Origin of the sequence: Sphingopyxis panaciterrulae, from assembly GCF_014199295.1 — a bacterium.
Classification (GTDB): domain Bacteria; phylum Pseudomonadota; class Alphaproteobacteria; order Sphingomonadales; family Sphingomonadaceae; genus Sphingopyxis; species Sphingopyxis panaciterrulae.
On record NZ_JACIJH010000007.1, the window covers coordinates 23821 to 49858 of the forward strand.

A 26038-nucleotide genomic window follows, 5' to 3' on the forward strand; every position below is an offset into this window, starting at 1 on the left:
GCCACAGGGGGTTCGTCTTCACGCTGACCGCAGCAAGCGCGTGACGGCTATTATTGGATCACGGGCCGGGTGTGAACGACGTCATCAATGTCTCGGGCCACCGATGGGCGCCTCCGAGGTCGAGAGGGCGCCGGTGCGCCGCGAGATCGGCGCGATCGCCAGGTCATTGGGGTGCACTGCCCGATGCCGGGCAAGGCCGCTTGCGCAAGCAATGGAGCCCGTGGGCTTCCATGGGCGTTGCCGCAGCACCGGTCTGTCCGCTGATACCGTCGTCTGACGGAGGAAATAGCCCGGCGATGGACGACATGGCGTCGCTGCCGGCAAGCGGATTCGCAATCATCGCGAATGCGTCACGCGCCAGGGTGCTGGCGATCGATACCGCCGGCATGGGCTCGACCCGCAGGATCGTCAACACGCCAGGCACGAACCGGAGCGCATAATTGGCCGATGCCGCCAGCGTCCCCTGCACGATCGCATAAGAGCCGGGAATGCTGGATCGGGTTGCACTCGTCGCCGGCGCGCCGGACAGGCTATCGCCGTTGACCAGTCCCAGCCCGCCGATCCTGTACGTCAGCGCCGGATTGGCGTCGCCATAGAGGCGGCTCAGCGTGTCCGCCGTCACCGTCAGCGCGCGCGGTGTGATCGAGAGCGCGGTCGCATTGGCCGCACCCTGCACGAAGCTGAAGCGATAATTGCCGCTATCGCCGGCCAGCCCGCGGCCGGTCACCGCATAGACGCCGATATCGGAGGTTGCATCGGCGGCGCTGGTCCACGACGCCGCGCCGTTGGTCACCGATTCCAGCAAATCGCCGTTCTTCAGCCCGACGGCGTGCACCATGCCGGTCAACAGCGGGGCGTCGCCATAGAGGCTCGACACCGGCGTCGCTCCATAGGTCACGATCAGATCGGCGGGCGTGACGGTCAGGTCCGCGGCCTGATAGGTGAGTGCATAGTTGGACGTCGCCGAGAGGCTGCCCTGCGCGATCGCATAGGCGCCGACGTCGCTGGCGGTCGTTGCGGCGGTCGCCAGCGCGCCGGTCAGCGTGTCGCCGTTGACCAGTCCCAGCCCACCGACGCGGTAGGTCAGCGCAGGATTGGCGTCGCCATAGATGCGGCTCAGCACGTCCGCCGTCACCGTCAGTGCGCGTGGCGTGATCGAGAGCGCGGTCGCATTGGTCGCATCCTGCACGAAGCTGAAGCGGTAATTGCCGCTATCGCCGGCAAGCCCGCTGCCGGCCACCGCATAGCTGCCGATATCGGAGGTCGGGCCGCCAGGGCTGGTCCACGCCGCGGCGCCGTTGGTCACCGCTGCTAGTGTATCGCCGTTCTTCAATCCCACGGCGCGCACCGTCCCGGTCAGCGAGGGCATATTGCCATAGATGCTCGTCGCAGGCGCCGCCGCATAGGTCACCGTCAAGGCAGCGGGATCGATGATGAGGGTCGCGCCCGTGTAGCTGAGGGCATAATTGGCCGTGGCCGCGAGGTTGCCCTGCGTGATTGCATAGGCACCGACATCGCTGGCGGCCGTCGCACTGGTTGCGAGCGCGCCGGTCAGGGTGTCGCCGTTGACCAGCCCCAGTCCGCCGAGATTATACGTCAGCGCCGGGTTGGCGTCGCCATAGATGCGGCTCAGCGCATCGGCGGTCACCGTCAGCGCGCGTGGCGTGATCGAGAGCGCGGTCGCATTGGCCGCACCCTGCACGAAGCTGAAGCGGTAGTTGCCGCTGTCGCCGGCAAGCCCGCTGCCGGTCACCGCATAGACGCCGACATGGGAGGTTGCATCGGCGGCGCTGGTCCACGCCGCCGTGCCGTCGGTCACCGATTCCAGCAAATCGCCGTTCTTCAGCCCGACGGCGTTCACTATGCCGGTCAGCAGCGGGGCGTCGCCATAGAGGCTCGACACCGGCGTTGCCCCATAGGTCACGATCAGATCGGCGGGCGTGACGGTCAGGTTCGCGCCCCGATAAGTCAGCGCATAATTGGATGACGCCGCCAAGCTCCCCTGCGTGATCGCGTAGGCGCCGATATTGCTGGCGGCCGTCGCATTCGTCGCCAGATCGCCCGACAGTGCATCCCCGTTGACGAGCATTCCCTCGGTGATCGCGAAGGTGAGCGCCGGATTCGTGTCGCCATAGATGCGGCTCAGCGCATCGGCTGTTACCGTCAGCGCGCGCGGGGCGATGGTGAGCGCGGTCGCATTGGCCGCATCCTGCGCGAAGCTGAAGCGGTAATTGCCGCTGTCGCCGGCCAGCCCGCTGCCGGCCACCGCATAGGCGCCGACGTCGGAGGTCGCATCGGCGGCGCTGGTCCAGATGGCCGCGCCGCTGGTCACCGACTCCAGACCATCGCCATTCTTCAGCCCTGCCGCGCTTACCGTGCCGGTCAGCGACGGCGTGTCGCCATAGATACTCGACACCGGTGCCGCCGCATAGGTCACGGTCAGGTCGGCAGGCGTGACGGTCAGGTTTGCGCCCTGATAGGTGAGCGCATAATTGTCCGATGCCGTCAGGCTGCCCAACGCGATTGCGTAAGGTCCGACAATGCTGGTGGGCGTGGCGTCGGTCGTCAGCTCGCCGGTCAGCGTATCGCCCTCGATCAGCTCGGCGGCCGTGTAGGTCAGGTCCGGGTTGTCGTCGCCATAGATGCGGGTCTGAGCAACGGCGCTAACCGTCAGCGCGCGCCGGTTGATGGTGAGCGTGCCGTCGATGTAGGCGATGGCGTAATTGCCCGACGTCAATCCGCTCACCGCGATCGTATATTCGCCCGCATTGACGGCGCCCAGCGCGTTTCCGCCGTAGATCGGGCTGCCGCCCAGCACCGATTCATTCTCGCTATTCACGAACCCGTCATAGGTGACGCCATTGCCGGTGAAGGCGGCGCCGTCATAGACGCGGGTCAGGTCGTTCGCTGTGACGGTGAGCGGCGCGGGCGTGACGGTCAGCGTCGCCGGCAGATAGACGAAGCGATAGGCGGGATTGCTGGCCCGCGCGCCGCTCGCGGTCAGCGGATAGTCGTCGGCATCGCCGGCCGCCGAGGCGCCGGCGATGGTCGCGGGCGCGGTCAGAAAATCGCTCGCGCGCAGCCCGTAATATTGCGCGATCGGGGTTTGCGCGGGCGTGCCATAGACGGTGGCGGCGTCGTTGGGCGCGACCGCGACGACGCGGCTCAGCGCGTAAAGCTCGGGATAATAGGCCGCCGCCGATCCGCCATTCTGCCCGGCCTGATTGGGCGGCGACCAGACCGAAGTGAAATTCCAGTCGTCATAGGTGTCGGCGAAATTCGACAGATCCTGCATTTCGGCGGTGGTGAGGCCCTTCGCGCCGAAGGGAACGGCGCCGCCGCCCCGGCCCTGCACTTGCCCGGTCGTCGTCATATCCCAATAGCTCTGGGTGATGCTGCCGAAGTTCTGATACCCCACCAGCCCGCCAACAGACGAGTTGCCGCTGACGCTGCCGACGGCATAGCTCTGGGCGATGCTGCCGTCGCTCTGCCCCCCCCACCAGTCCACCGACAGAACCGTCGCCGCTGACGCTGCCGGCCGCATAGCTCTGGGCGATGCTGCCATGGGACGAAAATCCTATCAGCCCGCCGACAAAACCGCGGCCGCTGACGTTGCTGGTGGAATAACTCTGGTCGATACTGCCGAGTTGCTGATACCCCACCAGCCCGCCGACATCACTGTGGCCGATAACGCTGCCGCCAGTCAGGCCGATCCGGCTGATCGTGCCGCCGCCCTGAAAGCCGAACAGGCCGACATAATAGGCCAAGGGTCGGTTGATGACCAACCCGGCGATGGCATATCCCCGGCCGTCGAACTGGCCGGCGAAGCCTTTGCTGCTGTTGAGCACGCCGTCAAAGCCATCGCGACCGTTGGTCCCCAGCGGCACGAAGCCGGCCTCCGACCACATACCCGGATATTTGCCGCCCGCCGCGGCGAGGTCGGCGGTCAGGTCGATGTCGTTCGCCAGCACATAGTTGCCGTTCAGATCGCCGGCGTTGATCAGTTGCAACTGGTGGGCGTTGCGGATCACCGCCGGTCCGCCACCGGCGGGCGCGGTCGGCACTTCCCAGGCGAGGAACGGCCGCGTGCCGACCCCCGCCCACACCCAGCCAGCCGCTCCGGCGCTCGTCACCGGCCCCGCCGCGAAGGTGAAACCCGCATAAGCGCTCTTGGCAAAGGCGTAGTTGGCAGCGCCGCTCTGCGCCGGATCGCTGGTTACCGCCGACGTGCCGGGGGCATTGGGGAAATTGACGCCCGCCGTTGATTGCCCGGTCGTATAGCTATCCCAATAGCTGTCGGTGATGCTGCCGCCGTGGTGACCCTCAAACCCTACCAGCCCGCCTCCGCTGCCGATAGCGGCGCTGACGCTGCCGGAAGCATAGCTTTGGGTGATATTGCCGGCGAACCGATATCCCACCAGCCCGCCGACGGAGGAGCGGCCGCTGACGCTGCCGGTGGCATAGCTTTGAGTGATGCTGCCGCCGCTCTGCCCCACCAGCCCGCCGATATGGCTCTCGCCGCCGCTGACACTGCCGGTGGCATAGCTCTGGGCGATGCTGCCGCCGCTTTGATATCCCACCAGCCCGCCGACGGAGTTGCGACCGTTGACGCTCCCGCCCACCAGGCCGACGCGCCTGATCGAGCCGCCGCCCTGCCAGCCGAACAGGCCGACAATAGAGGCCGTGGGCCGATCGATGGCGAGCCCGGCAATGACATGTCCCCCGCCATCAAAATTTCCGGTGAAGCCGTAGTTGGCGTCGAGTATGTTGCCATTCCCGTCGGTCCCCAGCGGCACGAAGCCCGCTTCCGACCACATACCCGGATATTTGCCGCCCACCGCGGCGAGGTCGGCGGTCAGGTCGATGTCGTTCGCCAGCACATAATTGCCGCCTAGGTCGCCGGCGTTGATCAGTTGCAACTGGTGGGCGTTGCGGATGACCGCCGGCCCGCCGCCGGTGGGCGCGGTCGGCACTTCCCAGGCGAGGAACGGCCGCGTGTCGGCCCCCGCCCACACCCAGCCATCCGCGCCCGCACTCGTCACCGGCCCCGCCGCGAAGGTGAAACCCGCATAAGCGCTCTTGGCAAAGGCATAGTTGGCGGCGGCGCTTTGCGCTGGATCGCTGGTCACCGCCGATACATTGGTCACGGTGCCTCTTTGACGTCCAAGCCCGGCCAATTGGCCCGTCGTATAGCTGTCCCAATAGCTGTCGGTGATGCTGCTGGTAACAAAGACCGGGGCCCCAGGACCCGTATTCTGATACCCTACCAGCCCGCCGACATCGCTAGTGCCGCTGACGCTGCCGGTCGCATAGCTCTGGGCGATGCTGCCGGATAATTGAGAGCCCACCAGCCCGCCGACATTGTCAGCGCCGCTGACGCTGCCGGTCGCATAGCTCTGGGCGATGCTGCCGCTGAACTGAAACCCCGCGAGCCCGCCGACTTGGAAATCGCCGCTGACGCTGCCGGTCGCATAGCTCTGGGCGATGCTGCCGCTGCCCTGCCGCCCTATCAGCCCACCGACATCGAAATAGCCGCTGACGCTGCCGCCCACCAGGCCGACGCGCCTGATCGAGCCGCTGCTCTGATAGCCGAACAGGCCGACATAATAGGCCGCGGGCCGGTTAATGACCAGCCCGTCAATGACATGCCCCTGACCGTCGAAATTGCCGGTGAAGCCGGTGTTGCCATTGAGCAGGTTGCCATTGAGCAGGTTGCCATCCCCATCGGTCCCCAGCGGCACGAACCCTGCGCCGCCGTTCCAGGTGGCGGTTCCGGCGGCGTCGATGTCGGCGCCCAGCGCGAAGCTGCCGGTCAGGAAGCCGTTGATCCCCTGCACGCCATAGATGTCGGTGAGCAGATAGGGGTCGGCGACGGCGCCCGTGCCGCCGGCGGCGCGCAGGAAGGTCGCGCCGCCATCGGTCGCGATGCTGAAATCGCCCGCGGCGAAGGCGGGGAGCGCCGCGCCGACCTGCGACCAGTCGCCGGCGGCGAGGCGGAAGCGCGCGACCGACAGCGTGGCGCTGTCGGTGATCGCGCCCCCGGCATCGAGCGTCAGCCCACCCGCCGGGGCGTCGATCGCGCCATTCAGCGCAATGTCGCTGGCGGCCTGCAGCGTCAGCGTCGCGCTCGACGTCCAGTGTAGCGGCGTGGCGAGCGCGGCGAGCGTGATGTCGCCCGCCTGCGCGCCCGCCGATCCCGCCGCGCCGGTCGAGACGGTGACGTTGGCGAGCGCGAGCGCGTTCGTCAGCGTCGCGACGTTGATGACGCTGTCGGCGCCGGTTGGGGTGAAGCCATCGGGATTGCTGTCGGCCCCGCTGGAGATGGTGATGTTATAGGGATCGAGCAGCAGCGTGCCGAACGCGCTGCCGGTCAGGTCGGCGGTGCCGCGATAGTCGAGCCGTCCCGCCGACGACACTTCGGCTTCGCCGCCGCGCCCCCCTCCCGCGCCTCTGGCCGAGATCGCGCCCGCGAAGCGCGTCGCGTCGTCCGACCAGATGGTGACGTCGCCGCCGTCGCCGCTGCCGGTCGCGTCGGCGCGGACGGAGCTTGCGCTGTCGATGTCGATCGTCTGCGCGTGGGGGAGCGCACCCCGGCCCTGCCGATCGCCGCCGATGCGGACGTCACCGCCGCCGCCCGCGCCCGACACGTCGATCGTCGCCCCGGCCAGGCGGATGTCATCGCCGGTCAGCGTCACCGCGCCGTCGGTGCCGCCGACCCCACGCGCCTCGATCACACCGGTCAGGTTGACGATGTGCCGCGCGGCGTCGACCGCGCTCGCCGCCGACAGGATCACGCTGCCGCCGTCGGCGCTGATCCGCCCGGACATCGCGATCCCGCCCGCGTCCGCCGCCGGCAGCGCGACCTGCAAGAAGCCGTCGCCCGCGAGGTCGAGCGTCGCGCGCGCGCCTGCGCCGAGCGCCACCCGGCCCAGCGGCGCGTGGATCAGCCCGCTGTTGTCAACCTCGCCGCCGATCAGCGCGGCATAGCCGCCGCGCACGATCGCGATCGTCCCGGCATTGGCGACGCGCCCGCCGCGCCCGGTGACGACGATGTCGCCCCGCATGAAATCATCGTCGCCGATGTCGAGCGTCGAGGCGACGAACCCCGCCGCGCGGACGGTGCCGGTCGATGTGATCTGGATGCCGTTGGGGTTGATCAGAAACACCTGCCCATTGGCGTTCAGCGACCCGGCGATGGTCGAGGTCGTCTCGCCCGTCACGCGGTTGAGCAGGACCGAGCGTGCGTCGGGCTGGCGGATGTCGACGCGATTGCCGTCGCCGATCGAAAAGCTCTGCCAGTTGACGATCGCGCGGTCACTCGCCTGGGTGATCGTCATCGCGCCGTCCGCCGGGGCGCCGATCGTCGCGCCGCCGCGCACGACGCTGCCGCCGGTCGGCAGCGCCTGTGCCTGCGCCGCGGCGGGGATCAGCGCGCTCGAGGCGAGCAGGAGGGGAGTCAGGTGACGGACGGCGGGACGGATCATGGCGATACCCCTTGCGATCAGAAGCGCGTGACGACGATGATGTTGAGGCGGTCGCTGTCACCCGCCCCCTCGATATGCGCGCGGCCCCATTCGAGGCCGATCGAGGCGCCCGGCGAGCCGTCCTGCGCGGCCCCGGCAAGCCGCAGCCCGGCGCCGAACGCGGTCGCCCCGGTGCTGCGCCGCTCGAGCGCGGTGGGCCGTTCGTAGCGTACCCGGCCCGCCGCCCCGAACAGATAGGGCGCGATGCTCAATCGCAGGCCGGGCAGCGCGACCGGCCGCACGATCTCGCCCCGCAGAACATAGCCCATGTCGCCCTGCAGCCGGCTCGACGGCAGCGGGGATAGGCCGTCGACCGCCGCGATGCCGATCTGCTCGGCGTTGACCAGCGGCTTGCCGAACGCGGTCTGCGCGCGGGCGTTGATCGCGATCTGCACGCCGGCGCCGACCGGCTGGACCAGCGCCGCCTCGACCGCCAGCTTGCGAAAGCTCGCATCGGCGCCCTGGCGCGACAGCGGAAGCAGGGGCGTTGCGTCGGCGCGCGAGCGCGCGCCCAGCCCGTCGATCCCGAACGAGGCCTCGACCCGTGCCGACAGCGAGCCGCCGCCCCGCGTCGCTGCGACCAGCGTGCCGTCGACGCGCGCGACGCGCAGCTTGTCGAACGACAGTGGCAGCGGCAGCGGGTCGATCACCGACACGCGCTCGCGCTGGGCGTCGAAGGACAGGCCGCCGCTCAACGTCAGCGAGCGCGTTCGCACGAATGGATAGGCGATCCGCGCGCTGACCCGGTTGAACCGGCTGCCGGTTCCCAGCAGGAAGCCGCGGTGGCGCGGCGCGGTGCGCGCGTCGACCCCTTCCAGGTTGAGCGTTAGCCCGTCGGTGCCGATCGGCAGGATCACGCCGCCGGCCAGCGCGCGGTTGCGCGGGGTCGGGTCGAGGATGCTCGTCTCGCGCCCGCCATTGGGAAAACCGCTCGCGCGCAGATAGATGGTCTCGCCGAGGCCAAGCGCGCTGTTGACGTCGAGCCCCAGCCCGACGGCATAGCGGCCGAGCGACGAAGGCAATGTGTTGTCGACCGTGGCGAAGCCGGTGACGACGCGGTGCCGCGCTTCGATCACCAGCACCGTCCCGCCGCGCTTTTCCCCCGGGGCCAGCGCCGACTGCAGTGTCATCCCCGGCGTGTCGGCGGCGAGCAGCAAGCGCCGCTCGATCATCGGCAGCGTTACATCGTCGCGTCCGATCAGCGGCGCGAGCAGCGCCGCTACGCGCTTTCGCACCAGCGGCGGCACCCGGTCGGTATCGACGCGCTCGATGAACCCCCGGACCACCACGAGCCGCAGCGTCGCGCCGTCGCGCAGTTCCTGCGCCGGCACCAGCACGCGGGTCAGCGTATGGCCGTCGCGTGCCGCCTGCGCCTCCATCGCGCGCGCGGCGGCGAAGATCTCCGCGACCTTGATCGGATGGCCGACGAGCGTGGCGCGCAGGGCCGCCACGGCCTGCAGATCGCGGTCCCCCTCGACGACGAGGTCGCCCAGCGTCACGGCAAGATCTTCGGCGCCCGGCGGGGCGGTCACTCCCGGCCCCTCGGGCAGGACGATCGGTCCGGCCGGGCGCACCGACGGCGGCGCATAGGTCGGCGGCGTCACCTGGCTCGCCGTCTGCGCCCATCCCGTCTGCGGCACCGCGACGAACAGCGCGGCGAGCGCGAGCGGCAGCGGCGTGCGGTCGCGCGACCGAAAGCGGCTGATGCCCGGGCAGCCGTCCGCCAGCCTGCTTCGGGTCGCCTGGCGGCCGCGTTGCTCGTCTTCGTCCATATCCCCCTCGTCCATCTCCAGCGGCGGAGGGCCTATCATGCGGTTCGCCGGGCCCGTTAGGCCGACCGTCTCATCCGTTGGGCCAAACGTCTCACGGCGGGTGGACGCAGCTGTTTTGTGCCGACGAGCGGGTGTAGTCGCCTTTTGGTTCGCGCATCGGCGCGCGGGCCAAGCGTCGATATGGCGATCGACCTCTTTCTTTTGCGGTTCGTTCCTATGGTCGCTATCGGTCGCCGGTCCGCACGCGCAGCACGGAACCGGCCATGACGTTCGATCAATATGCCATCGTCCTTATCCTCGTGGTGATGCTGATCGTCTATGCAACGGAGCGCTTCCGCGTCGAAATGGTCGCCATGGTGGGGCTCGCCGCCGCCGTGCTGCTCGGCGTCGTGCCTGTGGGCGGAGTCTTCGGCGGCTTTGCGAGCCCGGCGGTCATCACGGTGATCGAGGTGCTCGTCATCGTCGCGGCGCTGGCGCAGACCCAGGCGGTCGACCGCTTCGCGCGCGCGATCACCGATCGAACCGGCAGCGAGCGCGGGGTGCTCGCCATCCTCTGCGGCACCGCGGCTTTCGTCTCGGTGTTCATGAACAATATCGGGGCGCTCGCGCTGGTCTTCCCGGTGGCGCTCTCGGTCTGCGCGCGGCTGGATATCGCGCCGGCGCGCGTGCTGATGCCGCTGTCCTTCGCGACGCTGCTCGGCGGGCTGTGCTCGTTGACGGGAACCCCTGCCAACCTGATCGTCAACGGGTGGAAGATTTCGGAAACCGGCGCCGGCTTCGCCTATTTCGAGCTGGCATGGGTCGGCCTGCCGGTGGCGCTCGCCGGCCTTGCGTGGATCGTCCTCGCGGCGCCGCGGGTCTTTGCCAGGGCACGTCCCGCGCAACCGGGGCGGTTCGAGGCCGGTCCGACCGATTTCCTCGCCGAGCGCGCGGTGCCCGCCGCATCGCCGCTCGTCGGCCTGCACCTCGCCGATGCCGAGCGCGCGACTGGCCTCCACATCCACGGCGTCTTTCGACATGGCGCGCATGTGTTCGCGCGCCGCGCCGACATCATGGTCGCGGCCGACGATATCCTGCTCGTCGAGGGCGACGTCGCCGGGCTCGGGCGCATGGTCGCCGACGGCCGCCTCGCGGCGCCGGAAACCCCGCGCGATGCGGAGGAGGTCGAGGCGGTGGTGATGCCCGACAGCCTGCTGCTCGGATCGCGCGTCGGCGACGTCGCGGCCTTTGCCGAGCGGGCGGTCGCGGTGCGCGGGCTGGCGAGCCGCCGCCACCGCGTCGAGGGACGCTTCGACGATCTGAAGATCGGCATGGGCGATGTGCTGATCGTGGCGGGCGACTGCGATGCGTTGCGCGAGATCGTCGCCGAATGCGGGCTGCTCGCCCTCGGGCCGCGCCGCGCCGAGCGCGCGCAGCGCCCCGCCGCGCCGAGCCTGGTCATCTTCGCGGTCGGCGTCCTCGTCACCGCGCTCGATCTCGCGCCGCCCGAGCTGGCTTTCGGCGGCGTGGTGGTCGCGATGGCGATGGCGCGCGCGGTCGACCTGCGCACCGCGCTTCAGGACCTCAACTGGCCGATCATACTGCTGCTCGGCTGCATGATCCCGCTCGGCCTCGCGGTCGAGCAGACCGGCGCAGCGCGCGTCATCGCCGACCTGATCGCCGATCATATCCCGGTTTCCGGCCCCGCGGGCGTTGCCGCGCTGGTGCTGCTGCTCGCGGTGCTGATGACACCCTTCATCGACAATGTGTCGACCGCCGCGGTGCTCAGCCCGATCGCGGCGGGGCTTGCATCGCGCACCGGCGTGCCGATCGAGCCGCTGCTGATGGCGGTCGCGGTCGGCGCCTCGCTCGACTTCCTGACCCCCTTCGGCCACCACAACAATGCGGTGGTGATGGGCGCCGCGGGCTATCGCTTCGTCGATTTCCCGCGCCTCGGCGCGCCGCTGCTCGGCATATGCCTGATCGTCGCGATCGCGGTGCTGGCGGTGCTGCTCGTGTGAAACCCTATTCATTTCATAGGAAAAATGCTAGGAGGGCGCCATGATCTCGAACAAGGCCAAATATGCGTTTCGCGCCCTGCTCGCGGTGGCGGCAGCTCCCGCGGGCGAATCGCTGACCAGCGCCGAGATCGCCCGCCGCCACAGCATTCCGCACAAGTTCCTCGAACAGATATTGCTCGACCTGAAAAAGGCCGGAATCCTGGAGAGTCGGCGCGGCAAGAGCGGCGGCTATATCATGCTGCGCCCGGCCGATACGGTCAGCTTTGCCGAGGTGCTGCGGCTGTTCGATGGGCCGCTGGCGCCGCTGCCCTGCCTGTCGCGACAGTCCTATCGCCCGTGCGAGGATTGCATCAGCGAAGCGCAGTGCGAAATCCGCCGCGAATTCGCGCGCGCGCACGAAGCGAGCCGGCGGATACTGGAGGCGCGCACCATCGCCGACGCGCTCAATGGCCGGCCGTTCGAGGCGATTCCGGCCGAGCGAAGCCGCGCTGCGAGCTAGAAAAGATTTTTTGGGCTTGAAAACCTACTAGCTTGATAGAGATAATAGGGGAACGACAACCCGGCCCGAAGGCCGGCTAAGGAGTTCGCCCATGACCCAGCGCCGAAACGCCGCCATCGCGGCCCTCTCGCTCGCTTTTACTGCCCTTGCCGGCTGTTCGGCGGACGGAGATTCGAAGGGAGCGACCGTCGAACTGCTCAACGTCTCCTATGACCCGACGCGCGAGCTTTATACCGCGATCAACCCGAAATTTGCCGCCAAATGGAAAGCGGAGACGGGGCAGACGGTCAGGATCACGATGAGCCACGGCGGATCGGGCAAGCAGGCGAGGGCGGTGATCGACGGTCTTGACGCCGATGTCGCGACGCTCGCGCTCGCCTATGACGTCGACGAGATCGCGGCGCGCTCCGATGCGCTGACGACGCCCTGGCAGACGCGGCTCGCCAACAACAGCGCGCCCTATACCTCGACGATCGTCTTTCTCGTGCGCAGCGGCAATCCGAAGGGAATCCGGGACTGGGGCGACCTGGTGAAGCCGGGGGTGCAGGTCATCACCCCCAATCCCAAGACGAGCGGCGGCGCGCGCTGGAACTTCCTCGCCGCCTGGGCCTATGGCCGTCAGGCGTCGGGCAGCGATGCGGGCGCCGAGGATTATGTGCAGCGGTTGTTCGCCCACGTGCCGGTGCTCGACAGCGGCGCGCGCGGCGCGACGACCACCTTCGTCGAGCGCGGCATCGGCGACGTGCTGCTCGCCTGGGAGAATGAGGCCTTTCTCGCGCAGAAGGAGCTGGGGAAGGGCAGGTTCGACATCGTCGTCCCGTCGATCTCGATTCTTGCCGAGCCGACGGTCGCGGTGCTCGACGGCAATGCGAAGCGCCACGGCACGACCGAGGTGGCCGAGGCCTATCTCAAATATCTCTACACGCCCGAGGCGCAGGACATCATCGGGCGGAATCATTACCGCCCCAACAATCCCGCGGCGGCGGCGAAATATGCCACGCAGTTTCCCCAACTGAAGCTGGTGACCATCGACGAGGATTTCGGCGGCTGGCAGGCGGCGCAGAAGCGCTTCTTCGCCGACGGCGGGATATTCGACCGCATCTTCGCGAAAACGAAGCGATAACGCGGATGGCCACGCGCGCCCCCGGCAGACCACTGCATGGGCCCGATCCCGCCACCCCCGACCGAAGCGTCGGGGCGGCATCGGTCATCCCCGGTTTCGGCCTGACGATGGGGCTGACGATCGCCTGGCTGTCGCTGATCGTACTTATCCCGCTGAGCAGCATCTTCCTGCGCGCCGCCGGCATGGGGTGGGCCGATTTCGTCGCTGCCGGTTTCTCGCCGCGCGCCATCGCGGCCTATAAGGTCAGCTTCGGCACGGCGCTGATCGCCGCGCTCGTCAATGCGCTGTTCGGCCTGCTCACCGCCTGGGTGCTGGTGCGTTATGATTTTCCGGGGCGCCGCATCGTCGGGGCGCTGGTCGATCTGCCTTTCGCGCTGCCGGCCGCGGTCGCGGGCATCGCGCTCACCGCCATCTATGCCGGCAACGGCTGGGTCGGGCAATATCTCGAGCCGCTGGGGTTCAAGGTCGCCTATACCCCGGTCGGCATCACCGTCGCGCTGATCTTCATCGGCCTGCCGTTCGTCGTCCGCTCGGTCGAGCCGGTGCTCGCCGACCTGAGCGCCGAGGTCGAGGAAGCGGCGCTGTCGCTCGGGGCGCGGCCGTGGCAGGTCTTCGCGCGGGTCATCCTGCCGGCGATCCTGCCCGCGCTGCTCACCGGCTTCGCGCTCGCCTTCGCGCGCGGGGTCGGCGAATATGGCTCGGTGATCTTCATCGCGGGCAACATGCCCTTTACGTCGGAGATCGCGCCGCTGCTGATCGTCACCCAGCTCGAACAATATGATTATGCCGCGGCGACGGCGATCGCGGCGGTGATGCTGATCGCCTCCTTCGCGCTGCTGCTGGCGATCAACCTGGTTCAGGCGTGGAGCCGGCGGCGGGTGGACGGATGACGGCCCGTCCCGCAACCTCCGGCGCCGCCCGCTTCGCGCTGATCGCGCTGGCCATCGGCTTTCTCGCGCTTTTCCTGCTGCTGCCGCTGGTCGCCGTGTTCGCTGAGGCACTGGCCAAAGGCTTCGGTGCCTATGCCGCCGCGATCGCCGAGCCCGACGCGCTGGCGGCGATCCGGCTGACGCTGCTCGTCGCGGCGATCGCGGTGCCGCTCAACATCGTCTTCGGCATCGCCGCCGCCTGGGCGATCGCCAAGTTCGACTTTCCGGGAAAGACTGTCCTGACCAGCTTCATCGACCTGCCCTTTTCGGTGTCGCCGGTGGTCGCGGGGCTGATCTATGTCTTGCTGTTCGGGGCGCACGGCTGGTTCGGACCATGGCTGCGCGTGCACGATATCCAGATCATCTTCGCGGTGCCGGGGATCGTGCTGGCGACCGTCTTCGTCACCTTTCCCTTCGTCGCGCGCGAGTTGATCCCGCTGATGAGCGAGCAGGGACGCGATGACGAGGAGGCGGCGCTGTCGCTCGGCGCCTCGGGCTTCCAGACCTTTTGGCGCGTCACCCTGCCCAATATCCGCTGGGGGCTGCTCTATGGCGTGCTGCTCTGCAATGCGCGCGCGATGGGGGAGTTCGGCGCAGTGTCGGTCGTTTCCGGCCATTTGCGCGGACAGACCAACACCATGCCGCTGCATGTCGAGATCCTCTACAATGAATATAATTTCGTCGCCGCCTTCGCGGTCGCGTCGCTGCTCGCACTCCTTGCGCTGGTGACGCTCATTCTCAAATCCATCGTCGAATGGCGTTTCGACTATCAGCGCGGGGGCGCGGGACATTGATAACGGTAAACGGCCTGTCGAAGCGCTTCGGCGCCTTTCCCGCGCTGAAGGGCATCGACCTCGACGTGCGCGACGGCGAATTTCTCGCGCTGCTCGGCCCGTCGGGGTCGGGCAAGACGACGCTGCTGCGCATCATCGCGGGGCTGGAATTTCCCGACGCCGGCCGCGTCGAATTCAACGGCGAGGACGTCACCGGCCTCAAGGTCGCCGACCGCAAGGTGGGCTTCGTCTTTCAGCATTATGCGCTGTTCAAGCATATGACGGTCGCCGATAACGTCGCCTTCGGCCTCAGCGTGCGCCGTCGCGGGCAGCGGCCGCCCAAAGCGCAGATTCGCGCGCGCGCCGAGGAGTTGCTGGAATTGGTCCAGCTCGGCGGCCTCGGCCATCGCTATCCGGCGCAGCTTTCGGGCGGGCAGCGGCAGCGCGTCGCGCTCGCCCGTGCGCTGGCGGTCGAGCCGCAACTACTACTTCTCGATGAACCTTTCGGCGCGCTCGACGCCAAGGTGCGCAAGGATCTGCGCCGCTGGCTGCGCCAGCTTCACGGCCGCATGGGGCTGACCTCGATCTTCGTGACCCACGACCAGGAGGAGGCGCTCGAGCTTGCCGACCGCGTCGTCGTGATGGACCGGGGCGCGATCGAGCAGGTCGGCACGCCCGAGGCGATCTACATGGCGCCCGAAAGCGCCTTCGTGTCGGATTTCGTCGGCGAATCGAACAGCCTGCCGGTCACCGTCACGGGCGGCCGCGCCCATCTGTTCGATCGCCCTATCGACGTCGCGCTGAACGGCGCCATCGACGGCGCGGCGCGGCTTGCCTTCCGCCCGCACGACGTGTCGGTCTGCGGCGAGCGGGTGGGCTGTCTGCCGTTGCTGGTGACCGGCGTCTATCGCAGCGGCGGCGAATGGCGGATCGAGGGCGAGGTGGCGGGGATCGACCGGACGATCGAGATCGACGTCAGCGCCGCGCACCCCGCCCCCGATATCGGCACCCGCCTCGGCGTGCGGATCGAGCGCGCCAGATTGTTCCAGACAGGAGAGCAGCCATGACGAACGATGATGTCATCGCCGACGTGCCGACCGAAAAGCGCCGGCAGATCGAGGAAAGTCTCGCGAAGATTCGCGAGGGGCTGTTGGGCCTCAGCTTCGGGTCGGTGGTGGTCACCGTCCACAATGATCGCGTGGTCCAGATCGAGGTCACCGAAAAGACGCGACTGCGGTCGACCTAGAGTGTCGCGCCGGCCTTCGCTCCCACGAAAAAGGGCGGCGATCCTTACCGGATGCCGCCCTTGATTTCGTCTTGCCGACAGCGCCTCAGGCGTCTTCCAGTTCCTCGTCGGTCATCACCGGGCCTGAATCCTGACCCTTGGCGTCGATGTCGCGGTCGACGAATTCGATGATCGCGATCGGCGCCGCGTCCGAGGCGCGGATGCCCGCCTTGATGACGCGGGTGTAGCCGCCATTGCGGTCCTTGTAGCGCTCGGCGAGCACGTCGAACAGCTTGACGAGCTGCGCGTCATCCATCAGCCGGCTCTGCGCGAGGCGGCGGTTGGCGAGGCCGCCGCGCTTGGCGAGCGTGACCAGCTTTTCGACATAGGGCCGCAGTTCCTTCGCCTTGGCGACGGTCGTCGTGATCTGCTCATGCTTGATGAGCGAGGCCGACATGTTGCGGAACATCGCGGTGCGATGCGCGCTGGTACGCTGCAGCTTCCGGCCACCCGATTTATGACGCATGTTCGTTTCCTTCGTTCGTTAAGGGCCCGTGTGAGGTAGCCCAGACCAGGCCCGCTTCAGGGGGAGCCCTTTGCCCGTTCCGCCCTCTCCCCTTCAGGGGAGAGGATATGAAGGCTTGGCAACTTGTTGCCTAGCCGGAGTTGGTGGAGAGGGGGAAGCGGTCTTCCCCTCTCCAAGCTTCGCTAGCTCCTTGCAGGAGCAAGCTGGGCTATCCTCTCCCCTGAAGGGGAGAGGGCTTTCAGCCCAGCAGTTCCTGTTCGAGCTTCTTGGCCATTTCCTCGATATTCTCCGGCGGCCAGCCGGGGATGTCCATGCCGAGGCGCAGGCCCATCGACGACAGCACTTCCTTGATTTCGTTCAGCGACTTGCGGCCGAAGTTCGGGGTGCGGAGCATCTCGGCCTCGGTCTTCTGGACCAGATCGCCGATGTAGATGATGTTGTCGTTCTTGAGGCAGTTCGCCGAGCGGACCGACAGTTCGAGCTCGTCGACCTTCTTGAGAAGGAAGCGGTTGAGCTGATTGACGTCCGATTCCTCGCTCGCCGCCGACGGAGCCGCCATGCCGATCAGGCCGCTGTCGTTCATCGCCTCTTCGAAGTGGACGAAGACCTGGAGCTGGTCCTGAAGGATGCGCGCGGCATAGGCGACGGCGTCCTCGGGGGTCACGGTGCCGTCGGTCTCGACCGTCAGGCTGAGCTTGTCATAGTCGAGTTCCTGCCCGATGCGGGCATTGTCGACCTTGTAGGCGACCTGGCGCACCGGCGAATAGAGCGAGTCGACCGGGATCAGGCCGATCGGCGCGTCGGCAGGGCGGTTGGCGGTGGCGGGGACATAGCCCTTGCCGGTGTCGGCGACGAGTTCCATGTTCAGCGTCGCGCCATCGTCGAGATGACAGATGACCAGTGCCGGGTTCATGACCTTGATGTCGCCCGAGACCATGATGTCGCCGGCGGTGACGGTCGCGGGACCGGTCGCCGAAAGCTGAAGCCGCTTCGGGCCTTCGCCTTCCATCTTGAGCGCGATCTGCTTGATGTTGAGGACGATGTCGGTCACGTCCTCGCGCACGCCGGCGAGGCTGGAGAATTCGTGGAGGACATTCTCGATCTTGATCGAGGTGATCGCCGCACCCTGGAGCGACGAGAGCAGCACGCGGCGCAGCGCGTTGCCCAGCGTCAGGCCGAAACCGCGCTCGAGCGGTTCGGCGACGAAGGTCGCCTTGCGCTTGCCGTCGCTGCCGGCCTTGATTTCCAGGTTGCTGGGCTTTTTCAATTCCTGCCAGTTCCGGATATTGACAGTCATGGACTTCCCTTTGCTTTTGGCGGGACGGGCGGGGGCGGGGTCCGGCCGGTCCGGCGTTAGGAGATGGTCGGGCGACGCCTCCGCGGCAGGGCGCGCCCCGAAGCGGGCGTCAGACGCGGCGGCGCTTGGCCGGGCGGACACCATTGTGCGGGATCGGCGTCACGTCGCGGATCGACGTGATGTGGAACCCGACCGCCTGCAGCGCGCGCAGCGCCGATTCACGGCCGGCGCCGGGGCCCTTGACCTCGACCTCGAGGGTGCGGACGCCATGCTCAGCGGCTTTCTTGCCGGCGTCTTCGGCACAGACCTGCGCGGCATAGGGGGTCGACTTGCGGCTGCCCTTGAAGCCCATCATGCCGGCGCTCGACCAGGCGATGGCGTTGCCCTGCGCGTCGGTGATGGTGATCATCGTGTTGTTGAAGGTCGCGTTGACGTGGGCGACGCCCGACGAGATATTCTTGCGTTCGCGCCGACGGAGGCGCTGCGGTTCACGAGCCATGATGCTATCCTAACCTAAATCCTGAAAGCTGGCCGGCGGCGATGATGATGGGCGCGCCGGCAGCGAAACAAGGAAGCGCGCCCCGGAGGACGCGCTCGAACCTTACTTCTTCTTGCCGGCGATCGGCTTCGCCTTGCCCTTGCGGGTGCGCGCATTGGTGTGCGTGCGCTGGCCGCGGACGGGAAGGCCTTTGCGATGGCGCAGGCCGCGATAGCAGGCGAGGTCCATCAACCGCTTGATGTTCATCGCCGTGTTGCGGCGCAGGTCGCCCTCGACCGTGTGGTCGGCGTCGAGCGTTTCGCGAATCTGCAGGATTTCGGCGTCCGAAAGATCCTGGATGCGGCGGCTGTGGTCGATGCCCAGCTTGTCGGCGATGTCGACGGCGGTCTTGCGGCCGATGCCGTGGATGTAGGTGAGCGCGATGATCACGCGCTTGTTGGTGGGCAGGTTGACGCCCGCGATACGTGCCATGTGATTCTTTCTCCTGCTCCACAGGGCCGCTGGCAAACGAACCCTATCTCAAAGCGTCTGTTTTCCAACGCAAAAAACGGACCACGAATACGCTTGCCGCGATTCGCCGTCCGGTCAGCCTGTCGGAATGGGGTGCAGCTAAGGAGAGTCGCGCCGAATGTCAAGCGATCCGCCGGCTTTTGCGGCGGGTCGAAGGGGGCGGGCGGCCGTTAAGGCGACAAAGGAGGGCCGTTCGGTCCGCAGCCGTCGCCTTTGGCACTCCAAGCGGATTATGGGAGCGCGCGATTTCAACGCTGGCACGGTCGGATCATTCAGGGAAGCGGAATCTCACGAGGCCAGCGCCACCGCGCGGTCGTGGAGGCGGGCGACGACGGCGGCGTGGATGCCGGGGGCGCAGGCGATGACACCGAAGGCCTGGGCGCGCGGCGTGTTGAAGGCGAGCGGCGCGCCGAACGCGTCGGTGACGGTTGCGCCGGCCTCGGCCGCGATCAGCGCCGCGGCGGCGACGTCCCACTCAAAGCCCCAGCGCAGCGTCGCGACCAGATCGGCGCGGTCGTCGGCGACGAGCGCGATGCGCAGCGCGATGCTGTTGGGCTTGGTCACCATCACCAGGTCGCGGTCGATCCGCGGCAGGCTGTCGGCGGGGACGCGCGCGCCGTCGAAGCGCGTGCGGCGGCTCGCGCGCAATGCCTCGCCATTGAGCGTCGCGCCCCGGCCGCGCTGCGCGACCCACAGCTCGTCGAGCGCGGGGGCATAGAGGACGCCGAGTTCGGGCGCGCCGTCGACGACGAGCGCCACCGACACCGCCCAGCCGGGCCGGCCGCGGATGAAGTCGCGCGTGCCGTCGATCGGATCGACGCACCACATGGCGCGGCGGCTCAGGCGATCGGCATTGTCGGCGGTCTCTTCCGACAGCCATCCCGCTTCGGGCACCATCGCGCCGAGCACCGCCTTCAGGCGCGCATCGACCGCAAGATCGACGTCGCTGACCGGATTGTCGTGCGACTTGTGCCAGACGTCGATCGCCTGCCCCTCGCCGCGCCAGCGCGCCATCGCCATGTCCCCCACCTCGCGCGTCGCGGCGATCACCGCTTCGAGGTTCCGGGCCGGCACGATTCCGGCCCTTAGCTGCTCGCGACGGTCATGCCGTCGATGCGCAGGGTCGGGACGTTGATGCCATGCCGAAATTCGAGGTCGTCGGCGGGCATGAGGGCGCGGAACATGGCGATCAGATTGCCGGCGACGGTGAATTCGGCGACCGGCTCGGCGAGTTGGCCGTCGCGGATCATGAAGCCCGAGGCGCCGCGGCTATAGTCGCCGGTCACCGGGTTGACGCCTTGGCCGATCAACTCGGTGATGTAGATGCCGGTTCCGATATCGGCCATCAGCGCCGCCGGCGTCGCGGTACCGGGCGCGAGGTGAAGGTTGCTCGCGCTGACGCCTGAGGCGCCGCCGCCGCGGCTGGCATGACCGGTCGGCGTCAGGCCGAGCTGGCGCGCCGAGGCGGTGTCGAGCAGCCAGCCCGTCAGCCGGCCCCCCGCCACGATGTCGCGTGCTGCGGTCGGCAGGCCTTCGCCGTCGAAGGCCCGGCTGCGCAGGCCGCGCGGGCGGTACGGTTCGTCGCGGATCAGGATGGTACTGTCGAAGAGCTGTTCTTCTTCCTTGCCGAGCAAGAAGCTGGTTCGCCGCGCTATCGCGGGGCCGCCGATCGCGCCGAGCAGGTGACCGAGCAGGCTGGAACCGACGCGCGGGTCGAAGACGAGGGGCAGCTTGCCGACCGGCGCCTTGCCGGGGGCGAGGCGTTTGACCGCACGGGCGCCGGCGCGCGTGCCGATGGCCTGAGCGCTTTCGAGGTCGGGCCGGTGATGCGCGCTGTGCCAGGCATAGTCGCGCTGCATGCCAGCGCCTTCGCCGGCGATCACGCTCGCCGACAGGCTGTGGCCGCTCGATCCATAGCCACCGGCGAAGCCGTGGCTGGTGGCGAGGGCGAAACGGGTACGGCTATGGCTCGCGGTGCCGCCTTCGCTGTTGGTGACGCCCGCGACGCCGCGCGCTGCATCCTCGGCCGCCAGCGCGGCGGCGCGCAATGCTTCGGGGTCGGCTTCGCTGCCGTCGTCGAGGTCGAGGTCGGGCACCGGGCCGCGGAACAGCAGCTCTTCGGGCGCGAGGCCGGCATAAGGGTCCTCGGGCGCCTCGCGCGCCATCGCGACGCAGCGCGCGACCAGCTTCGCCAGTTCGCCCGCGTCCATGTCGGCGGTCGAGACGCTCGCGCTGCGCTGTCCGACGAAGACGCGCAAGGCGATATCCTGGCCTTCGGATCGTTCGACATCCTCGAGCGCGCCAAGGCGCATCGCGACGGAGGTCGAGGCGCTGCAATAATAGAGGGCGTCGGCGGCGTCGGCGCCCGCCTTGGTCGCGGCGGCGCACAGCATCTGCGCTCGGTCGAGAGCTTCGGAAACGGTCAGCATCGCCGCGCCCTATACCGGGCGGGGCAAGCCGTCAAAATCTTATGATTGGCAGATGGTAACGCCGTCTGGATTTGGAAGGGACCATTCCCTGTATCGTCGCTCCGGATCAAGCCCGGGGTGACGAAGAAAGTAAAATCACGCTCCAGCTTTCAAACGGAGTCGCCACCGAGCGCCAGGAAGGTTTGACCTCGGCGAAAAGGATCGGCTTTGATCGGAAGCTGGGGATCAGCCCGCGATCGCGGCGAGGGCGTCGGTCGCGGCCATCGCGCCGCTGACCCACAGGAAGGGCAGCGCGAGCGCGGCGAGCCACAGCCGCCGCACGTCGCGGCGGAAGCGGGCGTGGAGGCCCCAGCTTGCCAGCGCCTGACGGCTGAGATGGTACCAGCGGCGTTCGGTAATCCGCGCCGCGGGCACGCCGAGCGCGAGCAGGATGACCAGCGCGACGATGATAAGGGCCGATGGCGCGCCGGCCGCGATCGCGCTCGACACGAGCCAGACCTGCAAGGCGGCGAAGACGAGTAGCGCTGCGGCGGCGTGGAAAGTCATCCGGCGTCCCAGACTTCGTGCCGCGGGCACGCTGGGAGTCGAGCGCCCGATCAGGCGCGGTCCGAATGTCGATGCCATAGTTCAGCCTCCTCGGCTGGCGACCCAGAGAAACCCAGGTTTTCAGCCGCATACCCCCGAGTCAAGCCAGATTGCCCCCGATTCGTTAATTTTCCGCGTCAATTGACCGCAGATTCGCAACAAAAATGCGCCGATCGCTTCGAAAGAGGCGCCCAATCCGCCGCCGGCGTGCTCGAAACGCGACGAATGGGATCATCGCAGCGGTTGCTCCGCTCCGAGTCGCAGCACCGATTCGCGGCGCTGCGCGGCTTGCGGGCTTGACGGCGATCGGGCCCGCGGCGTAGCGGCCCGGAAGGGCTTCTCGCGGGCGGAGGGATGATGCGCCGGCCGAAATTGCTGGATACGATGCGCGACTATAGCTGGCCGCTGTTCCGCGCCGATGCGCTGGCCGGCGTCAGCGTGGCGCTGGTCGCGCTACCGCTGTGTATCGCGATCGCCATCGCATCGGGCAGCACGCCCTTCGTCGGGCTGGTGACCGCGATCATCGGCGGCTTCGTCATCTCGGCGACAAGCGGCAGCCGGGTGCAGATCGGCGGACCGACGGGCGCCTTCATCGTTGTCGTCTATGGCGTGATCCAGGATCACGGGATGGATGGGCTGATCCTGGCGACGGCGATGGCGGGCATCATTCTGGTCATCGCGGGCGCCTTTCGCGCCGGTCGGCTGATCGCGCTCGTGCCCGAGCCGGTGATCGACGGCTTCACCATCGGCATCGCGACGATCATTGCGGCGAGCCAGCTTCAGGACGCGCTCGGCCTGTCTGCCGGCAAGGTGCCGGCGGACATGATCCCCAAGATCGAGGCGCTGTGGGCGGCCCGCGACACACTAAGCTTCGTGGCGCTGGGCATCACGGCGGCGACGGTCGCGGTGATCCTGCTGCTCCGCCGCTGGCGCCCGCGCTGGCCGGTGCTGGTGATCGCGGTCGCCGCGGCCTCGCTGGCGAGCGGCTGGTTCCACCTGCCGGTCGACACGGTCGCGTCGCGCTTCGGCGCGCTGCCCAGCGGCCTGCCCGCGCCGCACTGGCCCGAAATCACGCAGGCCCGCCTGATCGAGATGCTGCCCTCGGCCTTCGTCATTGCCTTTCTTGCCGGGGTCGAATCGCTGCTCTCCGCCATCGTCGCCGACCGCATGTTCGGCGGCCAGCACCGGCCGAGCGCCGAGCTGCTGGCGCAGGGCTATGCCAATATCGTCGCCCCGCTGTTCGGCGGCCTGCCGGTGACCGGGGCGATTGCGCGCACCGCGACCAATGTGCGCGCGGGCGGCCGTACGCCGATCGCGGGCATGGTCCATGCGCTCGTCATCCTGGCCGTGCTGCTCGTCGCCGGTGACCTCGCCGGCGCGCTCGTGCTGCCGGCGCTGGCGGCGGTGCTGCTCGTCACCGCGCTCAACATGGCCGAGCCCGAGAAATGGCGCGAGCATCTGGCGCTGTCGTGGGACGACCGGCTGCTGCTGATCCTGACGCTGACGCTGACCGTCTTCGCCGATCTGACGATCGCGATCGGCGCCGGCGTCGCGCTCGGCCTGGTGCTGCGCTGGTGGAAGGGCAGGGTGGCGACGCTCTGGACGCCGCGCGACGGTTAGAGCGGCAAGCCATAAGTCGGCATCACCCATTCTTCCGTTCGTGCTGAGCTTGTCGAAGCGCTGTCCTTCTTTTTGCGGCGCTGAAAGAAAGAACGGCCTTTCGACAAGCTCAGAGCCTGCCCCCGCGAAGGCGGGGGGCGAACGGGTCAGATGCAGGGCTCGATGCTCTAATAGCCCAGCGTCAAATCCACCTGCGGCGCGACGGGTTCGCCGCGGTGCCAGCAGCTCAAGTTTTCGAGAAAACGAGATGCGGCGCGCACGAACATCTTGTCCTGCGCGCGGCCCGACAGATGCATGGTGACATGCGCGTTGTCGAGGCTCCACAACGGGTCGTCGGCGGGCAGCGGTTCGGGTGTCGTCACGTCGAGGAAAGCGGCGGCGATCCGCTTGGCGTCGAGCGCGGCAACCAGTGCCGCCTGATCGACGACGCTGCCGCGCGCGATGTTGATGAGGGTCGCCGAAGACTTCATGGCCGCCAGTTCGTCGGCGCCGATCATCGCGTCGGTCTCGGGTGTCGCCGGCACCGCCAGGATCACCCAGTCGAACTCGCCGAGCCGCGCGCGCCACTGATCGGGGGCCAGGTTGTTCGGTCCCGGCGAGCGGCGGACGACGGTAACATCGACTGCGAACCCCTTCAGCCGCTCCTCGATCAGCTTGCCGATCGCGCCATAGCCGAGCAGCAGCGCCTTCGAACCGAACAGCTCGGCCTTGCCCGGCGAATCGTGGAGCCACTCGCGCCGTTCCTGCGCGCGCACCACCTCGCGATAGCCCTTGGCGACCGTCAGCATCCCCATCACGACATATTCGGCAATGGTGATCGCGTTGATCCCGGCGCCGTTGGTGACGACCGTGCCGCGCTCGGCGAGCAGGTCGAGCGGCATGCCGTCGACCCCGGCATAGATGGAATTGAGCCATTTCATCCGCGTCGCGGCGGTGATCGCGGCGGCCATGTCGGCCTTGTCGTACATGTCGAACCAGCCGATCTCGGCTTCGGGCGCGAGCGCCATAGCCTCCTCCTTCGACTGGAAGAAGCGCGGCTCGACCCAGTCGGGCAGGCGATCCTCGACGAGCGGGCGGATGAGGCCGGACAGGACGGTGACGGTTTTGGTCATCTATTCTCCCCTCCCGCTTGCGGGATGGGCCGGGGGTGGGCCTGTCCATACGCGGCGGGTGTGCCATTCATGCCCACCCCTAACCCCTCCCGCAAGCGGGAGAGGATTTAATTATCCAGCCGCCAGTCCCAGCCCAGCGGGTCGCCGTCCATCACCTCGACCCCTGCTGCGATCAGTTCGTCGCGCAGCGCGTCGGAGGCGGCGAAGTCCTTTGCGGCGCGGGCGTCCTTGCGGCGGGCGAGGGTGGCTTCGATTGCGTCTTCGGCGATCATCGCGGTCGCGGGGCGGATGCGCAATGCCTCGCGCGATAGCGTCAGGAGTTGAAGCCCCAACACCGCGTCCATCGTTTCGAGCACGGCGCGCTTCTGGCCGGCGTCGATCTTCTTCATCGCCGCCGCCTCTTCAACCAGCGTCAGCGCCACGGCGGTGTTCAGGTCGTCGGATACGGCGGCATCGAATTTGGCGAGCAGGTCGGTCAGGCGCCGGTCGGCGATTGCGGCCGCCGCGGCGTCGCGCACCGGTGACGCCGCCATCACCAGCCGCTTGAGCCGGGTGAGCGCGGCGCCGAGGCCATCCCACGAAAACTCCAGTTCCGACCGGTAATGCGCCTGCAGGCACATCAGCCGATAGGCGAGCGGGTGATAGCCGCGGTCGACGAGCAATTGCAGGCGCAGGAATTCGCCCGCCGACTTCGACATCTTGCCGCCGCGGTCGATCAGGAAATTATTGTGCATCCACAGCCTGGCGCCCGAGTGCTCGGCGCAGTCGAGGCCCCCGCAGCCGCGATACGCCTGGTTCTGCGCGATCTCGTTCGGATGGTGGATCTCGCGATGGTCGATGCCGCCGGTGTGGATATCGAAAGGCATGCCGAGTTCGGCCTCGCCCATCACCGAGCATTCGAGGTGCCAGCCCGGCGCGCCGCGGCCCCAAGGCGAATCCCATTCCATCTGCCGCGTCTCGCCCGGCGGGGTCTTGCGCCAGATCGCGAAATCGGCGGCGTGGCGCTTGCCCTCGACCTCGTCGATCCGGCCTTCGCCCTCGTCGGTCACCGCGCGCGCGAGGCGACCATAGTCGGCGACGGTCGAGACGTCGAAATAGAGGCCGCTGTCCAGTTCGTAGCAATGGGCATCGGCGATTCGCTCCGCGAACGCGATCATCCGCGGCACATAGTCGGTCGCGACCGTCCATTTCGCGGGATCGCGGACGCCGAGCCATGCCAGGTCGCGCTTGAACTCGGCGGTATAGAAGGCCGCGATGTCCCACGCCGACTTGCCCTGCGATGCCGCCGCCTTCTCCATCTTGTCATCGCCGGCATCGGCGTCCGACGTCAGGTGACCGACGTCGGTGATGTTGATGATGTGGCGCAGATCATAGCCCTTGAACGACAGGGTGCGGCCCAGCGTGTCGGCGAAGACATAGGCGCGCATATTGCCGATATGCTGGTAATTATAGACGGTCGGCCCGCAGCTATAGACGCGCGCTTCGCCTGCATGGACGGGCACGAACGGCTCGAGGCGGCGCGTCAGGCTGTTGAACAGCGTCAGCGGTGCGCCGGGGACGGAAGCAGGGGCGTCGGTCATCCTCGCGCCCATGCCTTGCGCCGGGGTTTGCCGTCA

The 26038-nt window shown here is 68.1% G+C and carries 20 protein-coding genes; 8 read left to right on the top strand and 12 right to left on the bottom strand.

Annotated features, from left to right (window positions below; genetic code table 11):
- Window positions 1-163: 163 nt before the first annotated feature.
- From FHR21_RS20855 to FHR21_RS11545, 3 genes are read right to left on the bottom strand one after another with little or no spacing between them, the layout of a single operon-like run.
- On the bottom strand, window positions 164-3373 hold the full coding sequence (locus FHR21_RS20855; RefSeq protein ID WP_338113141.1) for an MBG domain-containing protein: 3210 nt from the start codon (window positions 3371-3373) through the stop codon (window positions 164-166).
- A complete protein-coding gene (locus tag FHR21_RS11540; protein WP_184098406.1) occupies window positions 3261-7484 on the bottom strand; it encodes a beta strand repeat-containing protein in 4224 nt (1407 codons plus the stop codon). Before FHR21_RS11540 ends, FHR21_RS20855 begins: the two co-directional genes overlap by 113 nt.
- 17 nt (window positions 7485-7501) lie before the next feature.
- Complete coding sequence (locus FHR21_RS11545) at window positions 7502-9334, bottom strand: ShlB/FhaC/HecB family hemolysin secretion/activation protein (protein WP_184098408.1); 1833 nt, start codon at window positions 9332-9334, stop codon at window positions 7502-7504.
- A 224-nt stretch (window positions 9335-9558) separates the two neighbouring features.
- Between FHR21_RS11545 and FHR21_RS11550 the strand changes: the two genes are divergently transcribed.
- The 7 genes from FHR21_RS11550 to FHR21_RS11580 all read left to right on the top strand — a co-directional run bounded on the left by FHR21_RS11550 (window position 9559) and on the right by FHR21_RS11580 (window position 15865).
- Window positions 9559-11295 (top strand): SLC13 family permease, encoded by a 1737-nt coding sequence (locus FHR21_RS11550; RefSeq protein ID WP_184098410.1) that lies wholly within the window; start codon window positions 9559-9561, stop codon window positions 11293-11295.
- 40 nt (window positions 11296-11335) lie between these two features.
- Complete coding sequence (locus FHR21_RS11555) at window positions 11336-11794, top strand: RrF2 family transcriptional regulator (RefSeq protein ID WP_184098412.1); 459 nt, start codon at window positions 11336-11338, stop codon at window positions 11792-11794.
- Between the two features lie 91 nt (window positions 11795-11885).
- Window positions 11886-12917: a sulfate ABC transporter substrate-binding protein gene (locus FHR21_RS11560; protein ID WP_184098414.1), complete on the top strand. Its 1032-nt coding sequence runs from the start codon at window positions 11886-11888 to the stop codon at window positions 12915-12917.
- A gap of 5 nt (window positions 12918-12922) precedes the next feature.
- Window positions 12923-13807, top strand: a complete 885-nt coding sequence (gene cysT / locus FHR21_RS11565; RefSeq protein WP_184098416.1) for a sulfate ABC transporter permease subunit CysT — start codon at window positions 12923-12925, stop codon at window positions 13805-13807.
- Complete coding sequence (gene cysW / locus FHR21_RS11570; RefSeq protein ID WP_184098418.1) at window positions 13804-14640, top strand: sulfate ABC transporter permease subunit CysW; 837 nt, start codon at window positions 13804-13806, stop codon at window positions 14638-14640. The genes cysT and cysW overlap by 4 nt, the downstream gene beginning before the upstream one ends.
- The gene (locus FHR21_RS11575) at window positions 14637-15686 is read left to right on the top strand and encodes a sulfate/molybdate ABC transporter ATP-binding protein (RefSeq protein ID WP_246427182.1); all 1050 of its coding nucleotides are present in this window, start codon (window positions 14637-14639) and stop codon (window positions 15684-15686) included. Before cysW ends, FHR21_RS11575 begins: the two co-directional genes overlap by 4 nt.
- Complete coding sequence (locus tag FHR21_RS11580) at window positions 15683-15865, top strand: YezD family protein (RefSeq protein ID WP_184098422.1); 183 nt, start codon at window positions 15683-15685, stop codon at window positions 15863-15865. Before FHR21_RS11575 ends, FHR21_RS11580 begins: the two co-directional genes overlap by 4 nt.
- Before the next feature lie 85 nt (window positions 15866-15950).
- Here FHR21_RS11580 and rplQ read toward each other — a convergent pair whose 3' ends face one another.
- The 7 genes from rplQ to FHR21_RS11615 form a co-directional block, all read right to left on the bottom strand.
- Window positions 15951-16370 carry a 50S ribosomal protein L17 gene (gene rplQ / locus FHR21_RS11585; protein ID WP_184098424.1) on the bottom strand — a complete coding sequence of 140 codons (420 nt, stop codon included), beginning with the start codon at window positions 16368-16370 and terminating at the stop codon, window positions 15951-15953.
- Between the two features lie 238 nt (window positions 16371-16608).
- Window positions 16609-17667 (bottom strand): DNA-directed RNA polymerase subunit alpha, encoded by a 1059-nt coding sequence (locus FHR21_RS11590; protein WP_184098426.1) that lies wholly within the window; start codon window positions 17665-17667, stop codon window positions 16609-16611.
- Window positions 17668-17776: 109 nt separating this feature from the next.
- Complete coding sequence (gene rpsK, locus FHR21_RS11595; protein ID WP_003040416.1) at window positions 17777-18166, bottom strand: 30S ribosomal protein S11; 390 nt, start codon at window positions 18164-18166, stop codon at window positions 17777-17779.
- Between the two features lie 102 nt (window positions 18167-18268).
- Window positions 18269-18637: a 30S ribosomal protein S13 gene (gene rpsM, locus FHR21_RS11600; RefSeq protein ID WP_184098428.1), complete on the bottom strand. Its 369-nt coding sequence runs from the start codon at window positions 18635-18637 to the stop codon at window positions 18269-18271.
- 327 nt (window positions 18638-18964) lie between these two features.
- Window positions 18965-19750, bottom strand: coding sequence for an inositol monophosphatase family protein (locus FHR21_RS11605; protein ID WP_184098430.1), 786 nt, complete (start codon window positions 19748-19750; stop codon window positions 18965-18967).
- 11 nt (window positions 19751-19761) lie between these two features.
- The gene (locus tag FHR21_RS11610; RefSeq protein ID WP_184098432.1) at window positions 19762-21105 is read right to left on the bottom strand and encodes a TldD/PmbA family protein; all 1344 of its coding nucleotides are present in this window, start codon (window positions 21103-21105) and stop codon (window positions 19762-19764) included.
- A gap of 225 nt (window positions 21106-21330) precedes the next feature.
- The gene (locus tag FHR21_RS11615; protein WP_184098434.1) at window positions 21331-21729 is read right to left on the bottom strand and encodes a hypothetical protein; all 399 of its coding nucleotides are present in this window, start codon (window positions 21727-21729) and stop codon (window positions 21331-21333) included.
- A gap of 318 nt (window positions 21730-22047) precedes the next feature.
- On the opposite strand from FHR21_RS11615, the gene FHR21_RS11620 reads away from it, so the two are divergent.
- Complete coding sequence (locus FHR21_RS11620) at window positions 22048-23310, top strand: SulP family inorganic anion transporter (RefSeq protein WP_184098436.1); 1263 nt, start codon at window positions 22048-22050, stop codon at window positions 23308-23310.
- A gap of 167 nt (window positions 23311-23477) precedes the next feature.
- Here FHR21_RS11620 and FHR21_RS11625 read toward each other — a convergent pair whose 3' ends face one another.
- Both FHR21_RS11625 and cysS read right to left on the bottom strand, forming a co-directional pair.
- Window positions 23478-24422: a D-2-hydroxyacid dehydrogenase gene (locus tag FHR21_RS11625; RefSeq protein WP_184098438.1), complete on the bottom strand. Its 945-nt coding sequence runs from the start codon at window positions 24420-24422 to the stop codon at window positions 23478-23480.
- Between the two features lie 107 nt (window positions 24423-24529).
- Window positions 24530-26002 (bottom strand): cysteine--tRNA ligase, encoded by a 1473-nt coding sequence (gene cysS / locus FHR21_RS11630; RefSeq protein WP_184098440.1) that lies wholly within the window; start codon window positions 26000-26002, stop codon window positions 24530-24532.
- Between the last annotated feature and the right edge of the window lie 36 nt (window positions 26003-26038).

Bases quoted from the DNA above. Each gene is read 5' to 3' on its own strand.
- FHR21_RS11580 (WP_184098422.1), top strand. From the start codon at position 15,683: ATGACGAACGATGATGTCATCGCCGACGTGCCGACCGAAAAGCGCCGG.
- FHR21_RS11610 (WP_184098432.1), bottom strand. From the start codon at position 21,105: ATGCTGACCGTTTCCGAAGCTCTCGACCGAGCGCAGATGCTGTGCGCC.
- FHR21_RS20855 (WP_338113141.1), bottom strand. From the start codon at position 3,373: ATGACGACGACCGGGCAAGTGCAGGGCCGGGGCGGCGGCGCCGTTCCC.
- rpsK (WP_003040416.1), bottom strand. From the start codon at position 18,166: ATGGCTCGTGAACCGCAGCGCCTCCGTCGGCGCGAACGCAAGAATATC.
- FHR21_RS11590 (WP_184098426.1), bottom strand. From the start codon at position 17,667: ATGACTGTCAATATCCGGAACTGGCAGGAATTGAAAAAGCCCAGCAAC.
- FHR21_RS11620 (WP_184098436.1), top strand. From the start codon at position 22,048: ATGCGCCGGCCGAAATTGCTGGATACGATGCGCGACTATAGCTGGCCG.
- FHR21_RS11625 (WP_184098438.1), bottom strand. From the start codon at position 24,422: ATGACCAAAACCGTCACCGTCCTGTCCGGCCTCATCCGCCCGCTCGTC.
- FHR21_RS11545 (WP_184098408.1), bottom strand. From the start codon at position 9,334: ATGATAGGCCCTCCGCCGCTGGAGATGGACGAGGGGGATATGGACGAA.
- rpsM (WP_184098428.1), bottom strand. From the start codon at position 18,637: ATGGCACGTATCGCGGGCGTCAACCTGCCCACCAACAAGCGCGTGATC.
- FHR21_RS11550 (WP_184098410.1), top strand. From the start codon at position 9,559: ATGACGTTCGATCAATATGCCATCGTCCTTATCCTCGTGGTGATGCTG.
- cysS (WP_184098440.1), bottom strand. From the start codon at position 26,002: ATGACCGACGCCCCTGCTTCCGTCCCCGGCGCACCGCTGACGCTGTTC.
- FHR21_RS11560 (WP_184098414.1), top strand. From the start codon at position 11,886: ATGACCCAGCGCCGAAACGCCGCCATCGCGGCCCTCTCGCTCGCTTTT.
- cysW (WP_184098418.1), top strand. From the start codon at position 13,804: ATGACGGCCCGTCCCGCAACCTCCGGCGCCGCCCGCTTCGCGCTGATC.
- FHR21_RS11615 (WP_184098434.1), bottom strand. From the start codon at position 21,729: ATGGCATCGACATTCGGACCGCGCCTGATCGGGCGCTCGACTCCCAGC.
- cysT (WP_184098416.1), top strand. From the start codon at position 12,923: ATGGCCACGCGCGCCCCCGGCAGACCACTGCATGGGCCCGATCCCGCC.
- FHR21_RS11555 (WP_184098412.1), top strand. From the start codon at position 11,336: ATGATCTCGAACAAGGCCAAATATGCGTTTCGCGCCCTGCTCGCGGTG.
- FHR21_RS11540 (WP_184098406.1), bottom strand. From the start codon at position 7,484: ATGATCCGTCCCGCCGTCCGTCACCTGACTCCCCTCCTGCTCGCCTCG.
- rplQ (WP_184098424.1), bottom strand. From the start codon at position 16,370: ATGCGTCATAAATCGGGTGGCCGGAAGCTGCAGCGTACCAGCGCGCAT.